Here is a 16,471-nt window from a genome sequence, read left to right on the forward strand (position 1 = left end):
GAGCCTGAAATCGAACAAGCCTAAAAAAACCGAACGGGCCTGAAAATCGAACGGGGGAACGAATGATGAGCGACGACATCACAGCGCGGCTGGCATTGCCTTTGCTGCAGCCGGGACAGGCGCAGAAGGAAACGACGCATAACGAGGCGCTCGCGCTGCTCGACCTGGCGGTGCAGGCGAGCGTGCTGGCGGTGGGAACAAATGCGCCGCCGGTCGCGCCGGTGGCGGGCAGCGCGTGGATCGTGGGTGCCGCGCCGACCGGTGGCTGGGCCGGGCAGGCGCGGGCGATCGCGGGCTGGACGAGCGGTGGGTGGCGGTTCGTCGTACCGCGCGAGGGGATGACGGTGTGGAGCATCGCCGACGGCCAATATGCGCGGTTCGGCGGCGGGGCCTGGACGATCGGGGTGCTGGCCGGGTCGCGCGTCTCGATCGGTGGAGTCGACGTGGTCGGCGCGCGTCGGGCGGCGATTCCCGATCCGGCTGGCGGCACCGTCGTCGACAGTCAGGCGCGGGCGGCAATTATCGCCATATTGGGCCGTTTACGCGGCCACGGGTTGATTGGGGCCTCAAACACCCCAAAAACTGTGTCGTTCCGGCAACACCTCTAACTTTTGTGAACTTGCGTGGAAACAAGCCCGAGGATAGGGAGTTTGCGATGTCCGTGTGACACTCATGAAAGGGGATTAGTATGCGGAAGCTTGCCGTCGTTCTGGCACTCGCCTCCACCGCACTCGCCACTCCCGCCCTCGCCCGCGATAAGTCGTGGTACGTAGGCGTCGAAGGCGGTGCGATGATCGTTGAAGACATCGACTATGATATCGGCGCATTGAACAATGCCGGTTCGGTCGATCATGACTATGGTTACGATGTCGACGCCGTAATGGGCTACGACTTTGGCGGTTTCCGCCTCGAAACCGAAGTCGGCTACCGTAAGGCAACCGTGGACGGCTACTCGTCGACCACGACCACGCCAGTGTTCGGTCCGACCGGCGTCCGCGGCAACGCAGGCGCAAACAGCTATGATTACGCTGGTGGTTCGTCGTCGGCTCTCAGCTTCATGCTGAACGGCCTTCTGGACTTCGGTCCGGACGATGGCATCCAGGGCTTCATCGGCGGTGGTGTTGGTGTTGCTCGCGTCAAGGCGCAGTATGCACTCAACAACAACGGCGACTTCCTGAACGACTCGGACACCGTGTTCGCGTATCAGGGCCTGGCCGGTATCCGCGCACCGCTGACCGACCACATCGACGCGACGCTGAAGTATCGTTTCTTCAACGCCGAGAACGTCAAGCTGGTCGACGTTTCGAACCGCGTGTTCGACGGTCGCTATCGTTCGCACAGCATCCTTGGTGGTGTGACATACAACTTCGGCGAGCCTGCTGCTCCGCCGCCGCCGCCGCCGCCGCCGCCGCCGCCTCCCCCGCCTCCTCCGCCGCCGCCGGCGCCGGTCGAAGTGGTCTGCTCGCCTGGTCCGTTCATCGTGTTCTTCGAATGGGACAAGTCGGACATCACGCCAGAGGCAGCGTCGATCCTCGACAACGCGATCACGCAGTACCAGTCGTGCGGCAACGCACAGGTCATGCTCGCAGGTCACGCGGACAAGTCGGGTTCGGCTTCGTACAACGTCGGTCTGTCGCAGCGCCGCGCAGATGGCGTGAAGGCATATCTGTCTTCGCATGCCATCCCGGACAGCGTCATCTCGACGGAAGCATTCGGCGAGAGCCGTCCGCGCGTCGAGACCGCCGATGGCGTTCGCGAAGTGCAGAACCGTCGCGTGGAAGTCACCTACGGTCCGGGTTCGGGCCAGTAAGACTTTCGCCAACCGGCTCTTGGGTCGATTACGGAATGAAGATCGGGGAGGTCAGCGCAAGCTGGCCTCCCTTTTCTTTTGTGCGTCGCGTTTTGAGTCTGGACCGATCGCGGGGACGGCGGCTTGGGTCGGCGTCGATTTTGTTCGCGCGGAGGCGCGGAGGCGCGGAGAGTAAGAGTGGAGATGGCTCTTTCCGGGTGAGCGCACCCGCGAATGCGGCTTTGGATGATCGGCTTCTCAAAGCGTGGTGATGGCGGAAAGCGCCGCCCAAACCTTCTTTTTACTCTCCGCGGCTCCGCGCCTCCGCGCGAACAAAATCAACGCTTGGGCCTTTCGCACCGGCGGCGTTTGGCGGAACGCCGATGTGTTCACGCGAAGGCGCAAGGGCGCGAAGAGGGTTCGCGTGTAGCGGCGTTGATTGCTCTCTCACGTAATTTTCAGTGCTGCCGCGGGTGCGGGAGGCGGAGCGCTTGGCTGGGGCCGACATCTTCGCGCCTTCGCGTCTTCGCGTGAACACATCTATCGACGCTTCACCACGACGGATCGCGGTTGTAGTGCAACGGGCTTGGCGAGGAGATGCAGATGAAGCCGCTGATTGGCCGGGATACGCGGCTGTGCATGTCGCTGTCGGCGCGGCCGGGGAACTTTGGGACGCGGTTTCATAATCGGCTGTACGAACTGACCGGGCTGGATTTCGTCTACAAGTCGTTCTCAACCACCGATCTGGACGCGGCGATCGGCGGGATCCGGGCGCTGGGGATCCGTGGGTGTGCGATCTCTATGCCGTTCAAGGAGGCGGTGATCCCGCTGCTCGACGGGCTGGCGCAGACCGCGAGCGCGATCGATAGCGTCAATACGATCGTCAACGATGACGGGGTGCTGACCGGGCACAATACGGATTACGGCGCGGTGGTCGATCTGGTCGCGAATCTCGATCGGGCGATGCCGTTCGTGGTGCAGGGTTCGGGCGGGATGGCGAAGGCGGTCGCGGCGGCGCTGAGCGACAGCGGGTTCCGCGATGGAACGATCGTCGCGCGGAACGAGCGGGCGGGGCGCGCGCTGGCGGATCTCTATGGGTATCGCTGGGCGGCGGTTGCCGAGGGGGAGGTGGCGTTGCTGATCAACGTCACGCCGCTGGGGATGACCGGAGCGGATGCCGAGGCGCTGGCGTTTCCGGCGGCAATGATTGCGGCCTGCGAGGTGGCGTTCGACGTTGTGCAGTATCCGATCGAGACGCCGTTTCTGCGCGCGGCGGCGGCGGCGGGGAAGCGGTGCATTACCGGCGCGGATGTCGCGACGTTGCAGGCGGTGCAGCAGTTCGTGCTGTATACCGGGGTGACGCCCGATGCGGCGCAGGTGGCGGATGCGGGCGCCTGGGCGCGCGCTAACTCTTGAGTGCCGGAGCCAGTAATCCTCCCCCGCAAGGGGGAGGTGGCTGGCCCTTGCCAGACGGAGGGGAGGCTGGCGCCACGCATGTTTCGTGTCCTCCCCCTCCGTCACCTTCGGTGCCACCTCCCCCTGGCGGGGGAGGATCGTGGGGGGCTTGTTAGGGCGTTTCTACCAGTGCTGCGGCTAGCCAGGGTGGCGTCAGCGCGTCGCCGAGCGACTCGACGCGGCGGTGTTCGACCATCAGGGCGAGGTCGGGGTAGATGACCCGTGTGCGGGCGCTCGGTTCGGTGAAGGGCGCGACGACGAGGCGGCGGTTGACCTTGGAGCGGTGGTGCATCCGCGCGGTGTTCTCCTGGCCTACGTAACACCCCTTGGTGAAGCTGACGCCGTTCAGCTCGCGTGCGTTGCATTCTAGCCAGAGCGTCTCGCCATTGCCGAGTTCGGCGATGCCTTCGGTGACGCCGAGCGACAGGCGGTGTTCGTGCCAGCCGGTTGCCGGGTCGCCGGCGGGGGCGAGCCAGCGGCGGCCGAGTTCCGCGAGGCGTGGGTCGGGGACGCCCTGAATGCCGGTCGGGGACCAGTGGACCCTGGCGTCGTCGGGCTGGAGCGTCATCTTGCGACGCAGCCGGTAGAGCGTCAGGCGCTTGGTCAGCGCCTCGGCTTGCGCGGCCTCCGCGTCGATCAGCACGTCGTCGCCGTCGGCCCAGAGAATGAAGTCGAACAGCACCTTGCCCTGCGGCGACAGGAGTGCGGCCCAGGCGGGTGTGTCGGGGGTCAGCAACGCGGTGTCCGCGGTGACCAGCCCCTGGAGGAAGCCCCGCACGTCTTCGCCGGCGACGCGGATCAAGCTGCGATCTGGCAACATCGTTGCGGGCATCGTTACGGGTGCGGGTTGGTCCATGCCTACCACCTAGTGTGCGGGGCGCGATTTCCAAGCGGGCGGCGTCTGGCATCTCGCTGCGCAGGCCGATAGGAGGGCCTCATGACCGAGCGCCTCACGATCCGCCGCCCCGACGACTGGCACGTCCACCTGCGCGACGGCGCGATGCTGGAGGCGGTCGCGGGGTATACCGCGCGGCAGTTCGCGCGCGCGATCATCATGCCCAACCTGACGCCGCCGGTGACCTCGATCGAGGCCGCAAAGGCCTATCGCGAGCGGATCATGGCGGCGTTGGGGGATGCCGCCTTCACGCCGCTGATGACGTGCTATCTCACCGATGGCACCGATCCGGCCGAGCTCGAGCGCGGCTATGCGGAAGGCGTTTTCACCGCGTGCAAGTTGTACCCCGCGCATGCGACCACCAATTCGGCGCACGGCGTGACCGATATCCGCGCGCTGACGGGCGTGCTCGAGACGTTGCAGCGGATCGGCATGCCGCTGCTGATCCACGGCGAGGTGACCGACAAGTCGATCGACATCTTCGATCGCGAGGCGGTGTTCGTCGAGCGCACGCTGGCGCCGCTGGTGCGCGACTATCCGGGGCTGAAGATCGTGCTGGAGCATATCACGACCGCGGAGGCCGCCGCCTTCGTGGCCGAGGCGGATCATCCGATCGCCGCGACGATCACGCCGCAGCATCTGCTGATCAACCGCAATGCGCTGTTCGACGGCGGGCTCAGGCCGCACGCTTACTGCCTGCCGGTGCTGAAGCGCGAGACGCATCGGCTCGCGGTGCGCGCGGCGGCGGTGTCGGGGTCGCCTCGGTTCTTCCTCGGGACCGACAGCGCGCCGCATGTCGTCGGGGCGAAGGAGTCCGGGTGCGGGTGCGCTGGGATATTCAATGCGCCGTTCGCGCTGGAGGCGTATGCGCGCGTGTTCGACGAGGAGGGGGCGCTCGACAAGTTCGAGGGGTTCGCGTCCGAGCATGGCGCACGGTTCTATGGGTTGCCGCTCAACGAGGGGACGGTGACGCTGGTGCGCGGCGATGCCGAGGTGCCGGCGTCGATCGGGGCCGGCGAAACGGCGGTGGTGCCGTTCCTGGCGGGGACCAATGTCGGGTGGCGGTTCGAAGGGTAGGGCGACCCCGAAAACTACGCGTTGGCGGCGGGCGGATCCTGCGCCTTAAGCCGGTCGAGCCACAACCGCGCTTCTTTCTGTTCGCCGACCGCGCTGGCGCTGACCGGGCCGCGCGCGGCGAAGAAGTCGGCGTGGAGCGCGAAGGGTTCGAGCATCAGCCGCTCGCGCATCGCGGCGATGTCGTCGCCCATCTCGGTGAGCGCGTCGATCGTCGGTGCGATCGCGGCGCGGACGCGGCGGTCCGGCGTGCGATTGAACAACCCGAGCGCGCCGGCGGCGGTCTTTTCCAGCGCCGCAATCAAGGTTGCGCGATAGTCGGTTTCGAGATCCTCGCGCTGGGCGTCGAGGCGGGCGAGGCGGTCGGGTTTTGCCATGGTCCCGGCGTAGCGTGTCGGCCGGGATGGTCAACGCGCGCCAGCCTCGACCCGACCGACTCTGCGGGGCGTCCGGCGACGCAATTGCGCGCAGGTCATTGCGCACGCCCGCTTTACCCCCGATGTTGTCGGCCATGAGCGACGATGTCTCCGCTGGCGTGACCGCGGTCCTCGGCCCGACCAACACGGGCAAGACGCACCTCGCGATCGAGCGGATGTGCGCGCATTCCAGCGGCATGATCGGCTTTCCGCTGCGCTTGCTCGCGCGCGAGGTCTATGACCGCGTCGTCGCGATCAAGGGCGCGAACCGCGTGGCGCTGGTCACCGGCGAAGAGAAGATCGTGCCGCCCGATGCGCGCTGGTTCCTGTGTACCGCCGAGTCGATGCCCGATCGCGACGTCGCATTCGTCGGGATCGACGAAGCGCAACTGGGCGCCGATCCGGAGCGCGGGCATGTCTTTACCGATCGCCTGATGCGCGCGCGCGGGCGCGAGGAGACGATGATCCTCGGCTCCGAGGCGCTGCGGCCGATGATCAAGAAGCTCGTGCCCGGTGCAGAAATCGTCAACCGGCCGCGCTTCTCGACGCTGACCTATGCGGGCGCGAAGAAGATCAGCCGACTGCCCAAGCGCTCGGCGATCGTCGCTTTCTCGGCGGAGGAGGTCTATGCGGTCGCCGAGATGTTGCGGCGTCTGCGTGGCGGTGCGGCCGTCGTCATGGGCGCACTCAGCCCTCGGACCCGCAATGCGCAGGTGGCGATGTTCCAGGCGGGCGAGGTCGACTATCTGGTCGCGACCGACGCGATCGGGATGGGGCTCAACATGGACGTTGCGCATGTCGCGTTCGCGAGCCTCAACAAGTTCGACGGCAAGCGCCAGCGTCGCCTGACGGTCGCGGAAATGGCGCAGATCGCAGGTCGTGCGGGGCGGCATCAGCGCGACGGCACGTTCGGCGCGCTGTCCGACGATGGGCCGGGTGCGTTCCTGCCCGAGGAAGTGCTGGCGATCGAGGAGCACCGGTTTCCGCGGCTCGAGAACCTGTATTGGCGGCAGGGTGAGCCTGATTTCTCCAGCATCGACGCGCTGGTGGCGAGCCTGGAGGCGAGGCCTCCCGCGGGTGTTTTGCGCGCCGCGCCTCAGGCGCTCGACCTGGGGGTGTTGAAGCGGTTGGCGGAGGAGGGTTGGGTGCGCGAGCGGGCGCGGCATCCGGCGATGGTTGCGCGGTTGTGGGCGGCGTGTGGCTTGCCCGATTTTCGGAAAGTCGGGCTCGATCCGCATGCGCGGTTCGTGTCGCGGGTGTTCGGGCATCTGAGCGAGGGGCGCGGGCATATCCCGCACCAGTGGTTCGCGGACGAGATCGCGCGGCTAGATACGGTGGCGGGCGACGTGCCGGTGATCGCGGGGCGGATCGCGGCGACGCGGATATGGGCGTATATCGCACAGCGGGCGGACTGGCTGGCCGAGCCGACGCTTTGGGCCGCGCGGACGGCGGCGCTGGAGGAGCGGTTGTCGGATGCGCTGCACGCCAGCCTGACGCAGCGGTTCGTCGACAAGCGTACGACTGCGTTGATGCGCCAGATCGGCGCGGATGCGGGCGCGTTGCCGGTGGTGATCGGTCCCGAAGGCGAGGTGATGGTCGAGGATCATCCGATCGGTCGCCTCGACGGGTTCCGGTTCACGGTGGCGGCGGATGCGCGGGCGAGCGACAAAAGGTTGCTGCTGGCGGCTGCGGAAAAACGGCTGACCGGTGAGCGGTCTCGGCGCGGGCAATCGCTGGTCGACGCGCCGGACGTCGATATCGCGCTCGACGATGCGGCGCAGGTTATCTGGGCGGGGCACGCGGTGGCTCGGCTGGCGGCGGGGCCGTCGTTCGCGCGGCCGAAGCTGATCCTCGATCGCTCGCTCGATTGCCTCGACAAGGCAGCGCGGGAGCGGATTGAAGCGCGGCTGTCGCTGTGGCTCGGGGCGATGCTCAAGCGGCGGATCGCGGTGCTGGTCCATCTCGCTGAGGTGAGCCGCGATCCCAACGCGACGCCGGCATTGCGCGCGGTCGCCAGTGCGATCGAGGCGGCCGGCGGGATCCTGCCGCGGCTGCCGATGCGGCTGGCGCTCGACGCGATCGATCCCGACGAGCGCAAGCGCTTGCGCAAGGTTGGCATCACGGTCGGTGCGCTTGATCTGTTCGATGCACGATTGCTCAAGCCCGAGTCGGCGCGCTGGCGGCGCATCCTCGCAGCAGCCCGCGGTGTGACAATCACCGCCCCGCGCGAGGGCGCTACGGTGCTGGCGCGTGGCAGCGAAGGGGCGGTTCTCGAGGCAGGGTTCCGTCCGCTCGGGCTTCAGGCGGTGCGCGTCGACCTGATCGAGCGCATTGCCCGCGCCGCGCACGACTCGCGGCAGGGGCGGACGCCGTTCGCGCCCGATCCGGCGCTGGCGACCTCGATCGGCGTCGATCCGGCGTCGCTGGAGCGGTTGATGGCCGAACTCGGGTTCAAGGCACTCGCGGGGGACACGCCCCGTTGGGTGTGGCGCGGTCGACCGCCGGCTCGCGCCGTGGCGCCGACGCCGATCGATCCTTCGCGGCAGAACGCGTTTGCCGGGCTCGCCGCACTGGTCCGCCATGGTTGAAGGCGCGATGCGGATCGATCGGTTCCTGTGGTTCGTGCGGCTCGCGAAAACGCGGAGTGCCGCGCAGACGATTGCTGAGAAAGGGCATCTTCGCATCGATGGAAGGCCGATCGATCGTGCGCATTGCCCGGTGCGGGTTGGGAATGTGCTGACGTTTGCGGTGGAGGAGCGGGTTCGGGTGATCCGGGTCGAGGCTTTGCCGGCGCGGCGGGGGCCGGCGCTTGAGGCGCAAGGGTGCTATCAGGATTTGATTGCTGGGAAGACGCCTGCCGGTGCGGTGCGCGATCCGGCTTCCGAGTGAACTAGCCGTATCGACAGCCGCGATCGTTAAATCGAACGACGCCGTCACAGCGACCTCCGTCATCCTGACGAAAGTCAGGACCCAGAGCCACGAGACGCTGCCCTTGGTATCCTGGGTCCTGACTTTCGTCAGGATGACGGAGGGGTGTTGGGCAGGGCGTGATCGGAACGACAAAGCCTGATAACGTCTCGCAGAAGGCTTGCTATGATTGACGCGACGGGCGTGCGCGCATAGTCGCTGGCGCGTTCGTCGCCGGGAAGGAATCCGGCCCAGGAGTTCTGCAATGACCTACGTCGTCACCGATGCCTGCATCCGCTGCAAGTACATGGACTGCGTGGAAGTGTGCCCGGTCGACTGCTTCTACGAAGGCGAGAACATGCTGGTGATCAATCCCAGCGAGTGCATCGACTGCGGCGTGTGCGAGCCCGAATGCCCCGCCGAAGCGATCCTGCCCGATACGGAAAGTGGCCTCGAGCAGTGGCTTGAGCTGAACACGACGTTCTCGGCGCAATGGCCCAACGTCACGCGTAACGACAATCAGACGCCGCCGGATGCCGACGCGATGAAGGGTGTCGAGGGCAAGTTCGACAAGTATTTCTCGCCCGAGCCCGGCGCAGGCGACTGATAAGAGGCGGCGAATCCCGAAAAGGGCAAGCCGCCTGCCACGTTCGGCTGGTAATTTTGTTGCAAAGCTGCTAGATGGGTCCGCGACGGGCGCGATGATCTACGTCATCCGCTTGACGTACAGACCTATCCCTCCCCCGATGCAGCAGCGACGAGTCCTTCGTCGAGGCGTCGCGTGGAGGCCTGATCCGGAAAGGCCCCAAATGGCTGCCAAGGCACTGTCCTTCGATGTCGGTGATTTCGTCGTTTACCCAAAGCACGGAGTCGGCCGTGTGATCGAGCTCCAGCGCTCGGAAATCGCCGGCATGACACTGGAACTCTACGTCCTCCGGTTCGAGAAGGAGCGCATGACGCTCCGCGTGCCGACCAACAAGGCCGAAAGCGTCGGCATGCGCAAGCTGTCGTCGGACAAGACGATGCGCGAGGCGATGGACACGCTCAAGGGCAAGCCCAAGGTCAAGCGCACCATGTGGTCGCGCCGCGCGCAGGAATATGAAGCGAAGATCAATTCGGGCGACCTGGTGTCGATCGCCGAAGTGGTCCGCGATCTGTTCCGCGCCGACGATCAGCCCGAGCAGAGCTATTCCGAGCGCCAGATCTTCGAAGGCGCGACCAGCCGCCTCGCGCGCGAACTGGCCGCGATGGAAGAGCTCGACGAGCCCAAGGCGCAGGAGAATATCCTCGACATCCTCCGCGCTGCGGCGGCAATCTATAACAAGGACAAGGTGCCGGCTTAACTACCGGGTACCTTGCCGAGACGAAAGGGCGGTCCAGCGGGGCCGCCCTTTTTCGTTTGCAGGGAACTCAACGATCCTCCCCCGCAAGGGGGAGGTGGCACCGCAGGTGACGGAGGGGGAGGACACGGAACCTACGTTGCCCTTACCTCCCCCTCCGTCTGGCAAGAGCCAGCCACCTCCCCCTGGCGGGGGAGGATCTCAGCGCACCTCTCCCACCACCCCGGCGAAGGCCGGGGCCCAATTGGAAAGGTTGGAGTGACGGAGCGCGGCCTTAAGTTGGCGACGTCTCGCAATTGGGCCGCGGCCTTCGCCGGGGTGGTGCAAGTGGGGGTGGGCAAGTATTGCAAGTATCCATTGCGATATGCGCCGCTCGTTCCGCTAATCTGAACGTAACCTTGCTACAGATCAAGAAAGCGACCGGCAGTCTCGTTACGCCTCAAATCCAGTCGCAGGCTCCATCGCCGGACAACTCTCGCCGCACGGAGCGAACGTCTCGCCGGATATCGATTGTTATTCCATCGACTCTCCGCTGACTGACGCCATCCATGTTTGGAAAGGTTAAGTCTATGCGTACGAATCTCCCGAAATACCCGACGGTCGCCCTGATCCTCATCGCCGGTATCGGCCTTAGCGGTTGCGCCACGAAGGGCTTCGTCCGCGAGCAGATCGCCGTGGTCAACACGCGCATCGACGGCCTGGATGGGCAGTTGCGCACGGTCGAGGGCACCTCCGGCCAGGCACTTGCCCAGGCTCAGGCGGCTGCCGGCCAGTCGCAGCAGAACGGCCAGCGCATCGACCAGCTGACCGGTCGTGTCGACGGCATCGACCAGCAGGTCCAGATGCAGGCCAAGCAGCGCCAGCGCAAGCCGCGCGGCTAAGTCTATCTTCGCACGCGCTTGCATCAACGGACGGCCCTGTTGGACACGCCCATTTTGATCCCGGGCTTCAGGTCCACGGGGCTGTTTCGTCGCGTTCGCCATATGGCGGCGATCGCAGGGTTGTCGCTGGCGCTGGTTGCACCAGCGTCGGCGGCGTCGACGAAGGCTGCCCCGGGTGCGACCAAGGCACGCAAGGCCAAGGTTCCGGCGCGTTCGCGGACCAAGAGCAAGGCAAAGGCCGTGGCCGTGGTCGCGCCGCCATTGCTGCTCCCCCCGCAGTCCGAACCGGCGAGTCGCATGCTCGCTTGGATCGCGGCCGAGCACGACAATAAGGGCCTGCCCTATGTCGTGATCGACAAGCCGGCCGCGTCGCTGCTCCTGTTCAGCGCGAGGGGTGAGTTTCTCGGCCAGACGCCGGTATTGCTCGGCGTCGGGATCGGGGACGATTCGTCTCCCGGGGTGGGTGCGAAGAATCTTGCCGACATCGGTCCTGCCGAGCGGACCACGCCGGCCGGCCGCTTCGTCAGCAAGTTCGGCCGAGCCTTCGGGCATCAGCGCGTGATCTGGGTCGATTATGCCAATTCGGTCGCGCTGCATGCGGTGATCACCACGCACAAGAGCGAGCACCGCGTCGAGCGGCTGCAATCGCCGACACCCGACGACAACCGGATCAGCTTCGGCTGCATCAACGTCGGCACCAAATTCTATACCGGCAAGCTCACGCCGCTGTTCCAGAAGAAGGGCGGGGTCGTCTATATCCTGCCCGACACAAAATCGCTCGACGACGTCTTCCCCCGCGTGCGCCTGCTGCCCTATGTCAGCGCTGCCGCCGCCAGCTAGAACGCCCGGCGCCAAGGGACCGCCATGATTTTGCTGATGCTTGCACTCGCCGCCGCCGATCGTCCTGCCAGTCGACCTGCCAGCCGGCCGGTGGTGGTGAGTTCGCTCACGACCCAGCAGCTACTGGAATATTGCCAGGGCAAGGACGGCGATCCGACCGCCAATTTCTGTACCGGCTATATCCTCGGCGAATTCGACGCGCTGTCGGCGTCGGGCGACATCTGCCCGCTGCCGGCCCGCGCCTCGAACATCGAGGTCGCGGCGACGGTGCGGAAGTATCTGCGCGCACGAGCCAAGAAGACGGGCACCGGGGCGCCGTCCTTCGTCGTCCGCGATGCGCTGCGCGACGCCTATCCGTGCAAGCGCCGCTGAGGGCTGGGGTTCCTCCCCCGCCAGGGGGACGTGGCTGGCCCTTGCCAGACGGAGGGGGCGGAAAGGGAAACGACTGTTCCGCATCCTCCCCCTCCGTCACCTTCGGCGACACCTCCCCCTGGCGGGGGAGGATTCTAGGGGGCCCACATCCGCCGCCCGTGTAATTTCGCTTTGCAGCCTCTGCGATCAGGTGTATTGCTTGAACAATACACAGGAGGATGCGATGAATTTTCTTGCGCTCGGGCTGATCATACCTCTCGCCGCCTGCTCGTTCAGCTGGAACGGCGACAGCGAGGGATCCGGGGTCGCCGCGTCGGGGGCGGGCACGACCCGCACGTTCCAGGTCACCGGTTTCGACCAGATCGACCTGCGCGGTTCGGACGATGTCGACGTCCGCGTCGGCACCGGCTTCTCGGTCCGCGCCGAGGGGCCGAGCGAGCAGCTCGACCGGCTCCGGATCGAACGCGACGGCGCGACGCTCGACATCGGCCGTAAGAACGGGACGGGCTTCGGCTGGAGCAAGGGGCCGAACGTCAAGGTGTACGTCACGCTGCCACGGCTGACCGAGGCGAACGTCTCGGGCTCCGGCAACATGGCGGTGGACCGCGTCGAGGGTAGCGGCTTCGAGGGCGGCATCGCAGGGTCGGGCAATCTGACGATCGCTGCGGTGCAGGTGGAATCGGCGAAATTCTCGATCGCGGGCTCCGGCACCGCACGCGCCAGCGGGTCCGCACGCGATCTGAGCGTCGAGATCGCGGGTTCTGGCAATGTCGAGGCGTCGAGGCTCCAGGCGAAGTCCGCCAAGGTCGAGATCGCCGGATCGGGCAGCGTCCGCGCGGTCGTCGACGGTCCGGCCAAGGTCGACATGATGGGCTCGGGCGACGTCGATCTCGGGCCGAAATCGCGCTGCACGATTTCGAAGATGGGCTCGGGGACCGTGCGCTGCGGGCGCTGAGTCGCGTCGTTCGACTTGCGCGGGGGCGGTGAAGCGGCGACGGTAGGCCCATGAGATACCTGCTCGCGCCGTTGCTGCTCCTGTCCTCGCCGGCGTTCGCGCAAGGATCCGCCCAAGAATCCGGGGCGAGCCGGACGGTGTCGGTCGGCAGCTTCGATCGGGTCCGCGTCGAGGGGCCGTTCGAGGTGCGAATCACGATCGGCTCGCCGCGCGCGACGATCACGGGCGATTCCCGCACGACCGAAAGCGTGGCGGTCCGCGTCGATGGCACCACGTTGTCGGTACGCAAAGGCACCGGCGGCTGGGGCGAACAGCCGCGCAAGGGGGGCTCGGGTCCGATCGTGATCACGCTCTCGACGCCCGGGCTGACATCGGCCAGCGTCGAGGCCGGCGGGCGGCTGACGATCGCGAAGATGCGGGGGATGCGCGTCGACGTAACGGTCAGCGGGAACGGGAGCCTGGCGCTGGCGGCGGCGGATACCGACCAGTTGAACGCGACGGTGATCGGCACCGGCCAAATGACGCTCGCGGGCAGGGCCGCCCGGGCGAGACTGGTGACGAGCGGACCGGGCGCGATCGACGCGTCGGCGCTGGTGGTCAACGATCTGACCGTCCACCTCGACGGCGTCGGCGAGACGAAGGCGGCGGCGCGCTATACGGCGCAGGTGACGAACAGCGGGCTGGGAAGCGTGACGGTCGCCGGTAATGCAAAATGCCGGGTGGATGCAGCGGCTGGCGGGCCGGTGGTGTGTGGGAAGGCTGGGATGTCTGCTCCGTAAAGGAGGCTATGCTCTCCAAATCGGATAAGAGGATGAACCCGTACTCTGCCTGACGTCCGTCACCCCAGCGAAAGCTGGGGTATTTCACGGGGCGCGCAACGCTCGCCGAACGGGGAGATCCCAGCTTTCGCTGGGATGACAGGGGGCGACCGCTCACCCTCAGATCAGCGCCAATTCCGCCAGCTTCGTCATCAACGCCGGCGGCATCACGTCGAGTCCGGTCGCGTCGCCGCCGAGATCGAGCGGCGCATCCGCGTCCTCCAGATACCGCCACCCCTGGTGCGCGCGCTTGGGACGGGCCTGGACCAGCACCAGTTTGGGATCGATGTGGATCGCGGCGCGACCGCCTTCCGCCTCACCAAAGCCGAGGATCGGCGAGCGGGCGATCAGCTGGTGCTTGAGGATCCAGAACATAGATCCCTGGCCGGCGACCTCCTCATGCCGCTTGGGTAGATACCGGGTCGTGAGGAACACCGGCCCTTCCTCACCGCGCAGGCGGAGTCGCTCGGCGAGATGGTCGACGCTTTCCGCGCCGAACGCGACTTTGGTGAGGTGGAGCGGCATGGCGTTGGAAATGGGCCTTAAAACCGGCCGATCAACCGTGCAGGCCCCATAATGACGCGAGCCCGAGGAACGAGAAGAACCCCATCGTGTCGGTCATCGTCGTCACGAACACCGCCGACGACACCGCGGGATCGATCCGGAACTTGTCGAGCGTCACCGGTACGAGCACGCCGCTTAAGCCCGCGGTCAGATTGTTGGTGAGCATCGCCGCGGCGATCACAATCGACAGATTGACGTTGTGGAAGATCACATAGGTCCCGCAGCCGATCAGCGCCCCCAGCATCACGCCATTGGCGGCGGCGATGCGAAACTCGCGCCCGATCATCCGCGCGGTGTTCGAGCTCGTCAGCTGATTGGTTGCGAGGGCGCGTACCACCACCGCCAGGGTCTGCGTGCCGGCGTTGCCGCCCATCCCAGAGACGATCGGCATCAGCACCGCGAGCAGTGCAAAGCTCGCGATGGTCCCCTGGAACAGCCCGACGACCGACGACGCGACCATAGCGGTGCCGAGATTGACCACCAGCCACGTGAACCGCGTGCGCACGGTCAGCCGGATCGGCTCGTTGATGTCGCCATCGCCTGCACCGGCGAGCCGCAGGGTATCCTCGCCCGCCTCCTCGGAGATGATGTGGACGATGTCGTCGACCGTGATCATCCCTACCAGCCGGCCGCCGTGATCCACGACTGCCGCCGAGATCAGCGCGTATTTCTGGAAGCGCAGCGCGACTTCCTCCTGGTCCATGTCGACCGGGATCAGCGTCTGCTCGCGCTTCATCACGTCGGCGATCGCGATCCCGCGCGGCGTGCGCAGCATCCACGACAGCTGGCACGTGCCGATCGGCTTGTGCGCGGGGTCGACGACGAAGATCTCCCAGAAATCGGTCGTCAGTTCCTCATGCCCGCGCAGGTAATCGATCGCGTCGCCGACGGTCCAATGCTCAGGGACAGCGATCAGCTCGCGCTGCATCAGGCGACCGGCGGATTCCTCGGCGTAGCTCAGCGCCTCCTCGATCGCCGCGCGATCGTCCGGATCGAGCGCGCGCAGCACCGCGCGCTGCTCGTCCTCGTCCATGTCCTCGATGATCGCGACCGCATCGTCGGTATCGAGTTCGGACGCGAGATCGGCAACCTGGTGCGGCTCGAGCGCATCGATCAGATCCTCGCGGACATAATCGTTCATCTCGGCGAACACGTCGCCGCCGAGCAGATCGGTGACCGCACGTGCGAGGGCCGCGCGATCCTCCTGCGGGGTCAGCTCGAAAAGATCGGCGATGTCGGCCGGGTGCAGCGGCTCGACCAGGGCGCGCGCCGCCTCGTCGTTGCCGTTCTCTACCGCATCGAGCACCGCCCGGACGAATTCGGGCCGCAAATGGTCGTCGCGATCGAGTTGAGTCTCGGGCGCGGTATCGGTTTCGGGCTCGGGAAGCTCGAGTTCGCTCATGGCTGCCTCCCTTAAAAGATGGTCGGTTGGGCCCTAACGCGACGCGTGCGCATTTGCCAGCCGGAGTGCGGCTCCCTATCTGCCGCGCATCAATTCAGGAGAACATGAATGGCCGACACCCCAGAAACGCTCACGCTGACCCTCGAGGGCGGCGACGTCACGATCAAGTTCCGCCCCGATCTCGCACCCAAGCATGTCGAGCGGATCGCCGAGCTGGCGAACGAAGGCTTTTACGACGGCGTGCCGTTCCACCGCGTGATCCCGGGCTTCATGGCGCAGGGCGGTGACGGTGGTCGCGGCGACGGCACCGGCGGGTCGAGCAAGCCCAACCTCAAGGCGGAATTCTCGGCCGAGCCGCACGTCCGCGGCGTGTGCTCGATGGCGCGCACCAACCAGCCCGACACGGCGAACTCGCAATTCTTCATCGTGTTCGACGACGCACGCTTCCTCGACAAGCAGTACACCGTCTGGGGTGAAGTCACCGACGGCATGGACCTGATCGACGCGCTGCCGAAGGGCGAGCCGCCGAAGACGCCTGGCAAGATCGTGAAGGCACGCGCAAACTGAAGGCTGCACCGGCGCGGCGGAGCTGCGCCGGAGACAGCCGAAGCCCACCCCACCCGTCATCCCAGCGGAAGCTGGGATCTCCCGGTTCGAGGCTCGCCGCTTCCCAACGGGAATACCCCAGCTTTCGCTGGGGTGACGGACAGGGGGCAGCGGACAGCAGCGAACAAGCGCGCGCTACTTGAGCTAAATCCCCCTC

General features: G+C 66.4%; 18 protein-coding genes. 14 read left to right on the forward strand and 4 right to left on the reverse strand.

Annotated features, from left to right (window positions below):
- The first annotated feature begins 65 nt into the window (after positions 1–65).
- The 3 genes from C8J46_RS03935 (at position 66) to C8J46_RS03945 (ending at position 3,205) form a co-directional block, all read left to right on the forward strand.
- A complete protein-coding gene (locus C8J46_RS03935; protein ID WP_132735148.1) occupies positions 66–608 on the forward strand; it encodes a DUF2793 domain-containing protein in 543 nt (180 codons plus the stop codon).
- An 80-nt stretch (positions 609–688) separates the two neighbouring features.
- The gene (locus C8J46_RS03940) at positions 689–1,810 is read left to right on the forward strand and encodes an OmpA family protein (protein ID WP_132735150.1); all 1,122 of its coding nucleotides are present in this window, start codon (positions 689–691) and stop codon (positions 1,808–1,810) included.
- 576 nt (positions 1,811–2,386) lie between these two features.
- Complete coding sequence (locus C8J46_RS03945) at positions 2,387–3,205, forward strand: shikimate 5-dehydrogenase (protein ID WP_132735152.1); 819 nt, start codon at positions 2,387–2,389, stop codon at positions 3,203–3,205.
- 151 nt (positions 3,206–3,356) lie between these two features.
- Here the strand turns inward: C8J46_RS03945 and C8J46_RS03950 are convergent, their stop codons facing one another.
- Positions 3,357–4,100 (reverse strand): folate-binding protein, encoded by a 744-nt coding sequence (locus C8J46_RS03950; protein WP_243643203.1) that lies wholly within the window; start codon positions 4,098–4,100, stop codon positions 3,357–3,359.
- Positions 4,101–4,181: 81 nt separating this feature from the next.
- Between C8J46_RS03950 and pyrC the strand changes: the two genes are divergently transcribed.
- Positions 4,182–5,216 (forward strand): dihydroorotase, encoded by a 1,035-nt coding sequence (pyrC, locus tag C8J46_RS03955; protein WP_132735154.1) that lies wholly within the window; start codon positions 4,182–4,184, stop codon positions 5,214–5,216.
- Between the two features lie 14 nt (positions 5,217–5,230).
- Here the strand turns inward: pyrC and C8J46_RS03960 are convergent, their stop codons facing one another.
- The gene (locus C8J46_RS03960) at positions 5,231–5,590 is read right to left on the reverse strand and encodes a hypothetical protein (protein ID WP_132735156.1); all 360 of its coding nucleotides are present in this window, start codon (positions 5,588–5,590) and stop codon (positions 5,231–5,233) included.
- 134 nt (positions 5,591–5,724) lie between these two features.
- Between C8J46_RS03960 and C8J46_RS03965 the strand changes: the two genes are divergently transcribed.
- From C8J46_RS03965 to C8J46_RS04005, 9 genes are all read left to right on the forward strand, one after another.
- Positions 5,725–8,217: a helicase-related protein gene (locus C8J46_RS03965; protein ID WP_132735158.1), complete on the forward strand. Its 2,493-nt coding sequence runs from the start codon at positions 5,725–5,727 to the stop codon at positions 8,215–8,217.
- 7 nt (positions 8,218–8,224) lie between these two features.
- A complete protein-coding gene (locus C8J46_RS03970; RefSeq protein WP_132735160.1) occupies positions 8,225–8,518 on the forward strand; it encodes a S4 domain-containing protein in 294 nt (97 codons plus the stop codon).
- 283 nt (positions 8,519–8,801) lie between these two features.
- The gene (gene fdxA, locus C8J46_RS03975; protein ID WP_031393648.1) at positions 8,802–9,143 is read left to right on the forward strand and encodes a ferredoxin FdxA; all 342 of its coding nucleotides are present in this window, start codon (positions 8,802–8,804) and stop codon (positions 9,141–9,143) included.
- Positions 9,144–9,345: 202 nt separating this feature from the next.
- Positions 9,346–9,879, forward strand: coding sequence for a CarD family transcriptional regulator (locus C8J46_RS03980; RefSeq protein WP_132735162.1), 534 nt, complete (start codon positions 9,346–9,348; stop codon positions 9,877–9,879).
- A 566-nt stretch (positions 9,880–10,445) separates the two neighbouring features.
- Positions 10,446–10,757: a hypothetical protein gene (locus tag C8J46_RS03985; protein WP_132735164.1), complete on the forward strand. Its 312-nt coding sequence runs from the start codon at positions 10,446–10,448 to the stop codon at positions 10,755–10,757.
- A gap of 102 nt (positions 10,758–10,859) precedes the next feature.
- Entirely contained in the window at positions 10,860–11,597 is a 738-nt protein-coding gene (locus tag C8J46_RS03990; RefSeq protein ID WP_132735166.1) for a hypothetical protein, read from the forward strand.
- 24 nt (positions 11,598–11,621) lie between these two features.
- Entirely contained in the window at positions 11,622–11,969 is a 348-nt protein-coding gene (locus C8J46_RS03995) for a Rap1a/Tai family immunity protein (protein WP_132735168.1), read from the forward strand.
- A gap of 199 nt (positions 11,970–12,168) precedes the next feature.
- A complete protein-coding gene (locus C8J46_RS04000; RefSeq protein ID WP_347812369.1) occupies positions 12,169–12,924 on the forward strand; it encodes a head GIN domain-containing protein in 756 nt (251 codons plus the stop codon).
- 50 nt (positions 12,925–12,974) lie between these two features.
- Entirely contained in the window at positions 12,975–13,703 is a 729-nt protein-coding gene (locus C8J46_RS04005) for a DUF2807 domain-containing protein (protein ID WP_132735170.1), read from the forward strand.
- A gap of 159 nt (positions 13,704–13,862) precedes the next feature.
- On the opposite strand, the gene C8J46_RS04010 is transcribed toward C8J46_RS04005, so the two are convergent.
- Both C8J46_RS04010 and mgtE read right to left on the reverse strand, forming a co-directional pair.
- Positions 13,863–14,267, reverse strand: coding sequence for a DUF1489 domain-containing protein (locus C8J46_RS04010; protein WP_132735172.1), 405 nt, complete (start codon positions 14,265–14,267; stop codon positions 13,863–13,865).
- Between the two features lie 31 nt (positions 14,268–14,298).
- Positions 14,299–15,708, reverse strand: a complete 1,410-nt coding sequence (mgtE, locus tag C8J46_RS04015; protein WP_132735174.1) for a magnesium transporter — start codon at positions 15,706–15,708, stop codon at positions 14,299–14,301.
- Positions 15,709–15,816: 108 nt separating this feature from the next.
- Between mgtE and C8J46_RS04020 the strand changes: the two genes are divergently transcribed.
- Positions 15,817–16,275 (forward strand): peptidylprolyl isomerase, encoded by a 459-nt coding sequence (locus C8J46_RS04020; RefSeq protein WP_132735176.1) that lies wholly within the window; start codon positions 15,817–15,819, stop codon positions 16,273–16,275.
- Positions 16,276–16,471: the final 196 nt, after the last annotated feature.

This window comes from Sphingomonas sp. PP-F2F-A104-K0414 (genome assembly GCF_004340945.1).
Classification (GTDB): Bacteria; Pseudomonadota; Alphaproteobacteria; order Sphingomonadales; family Sphingomonadaceae; genus Sphingomonas.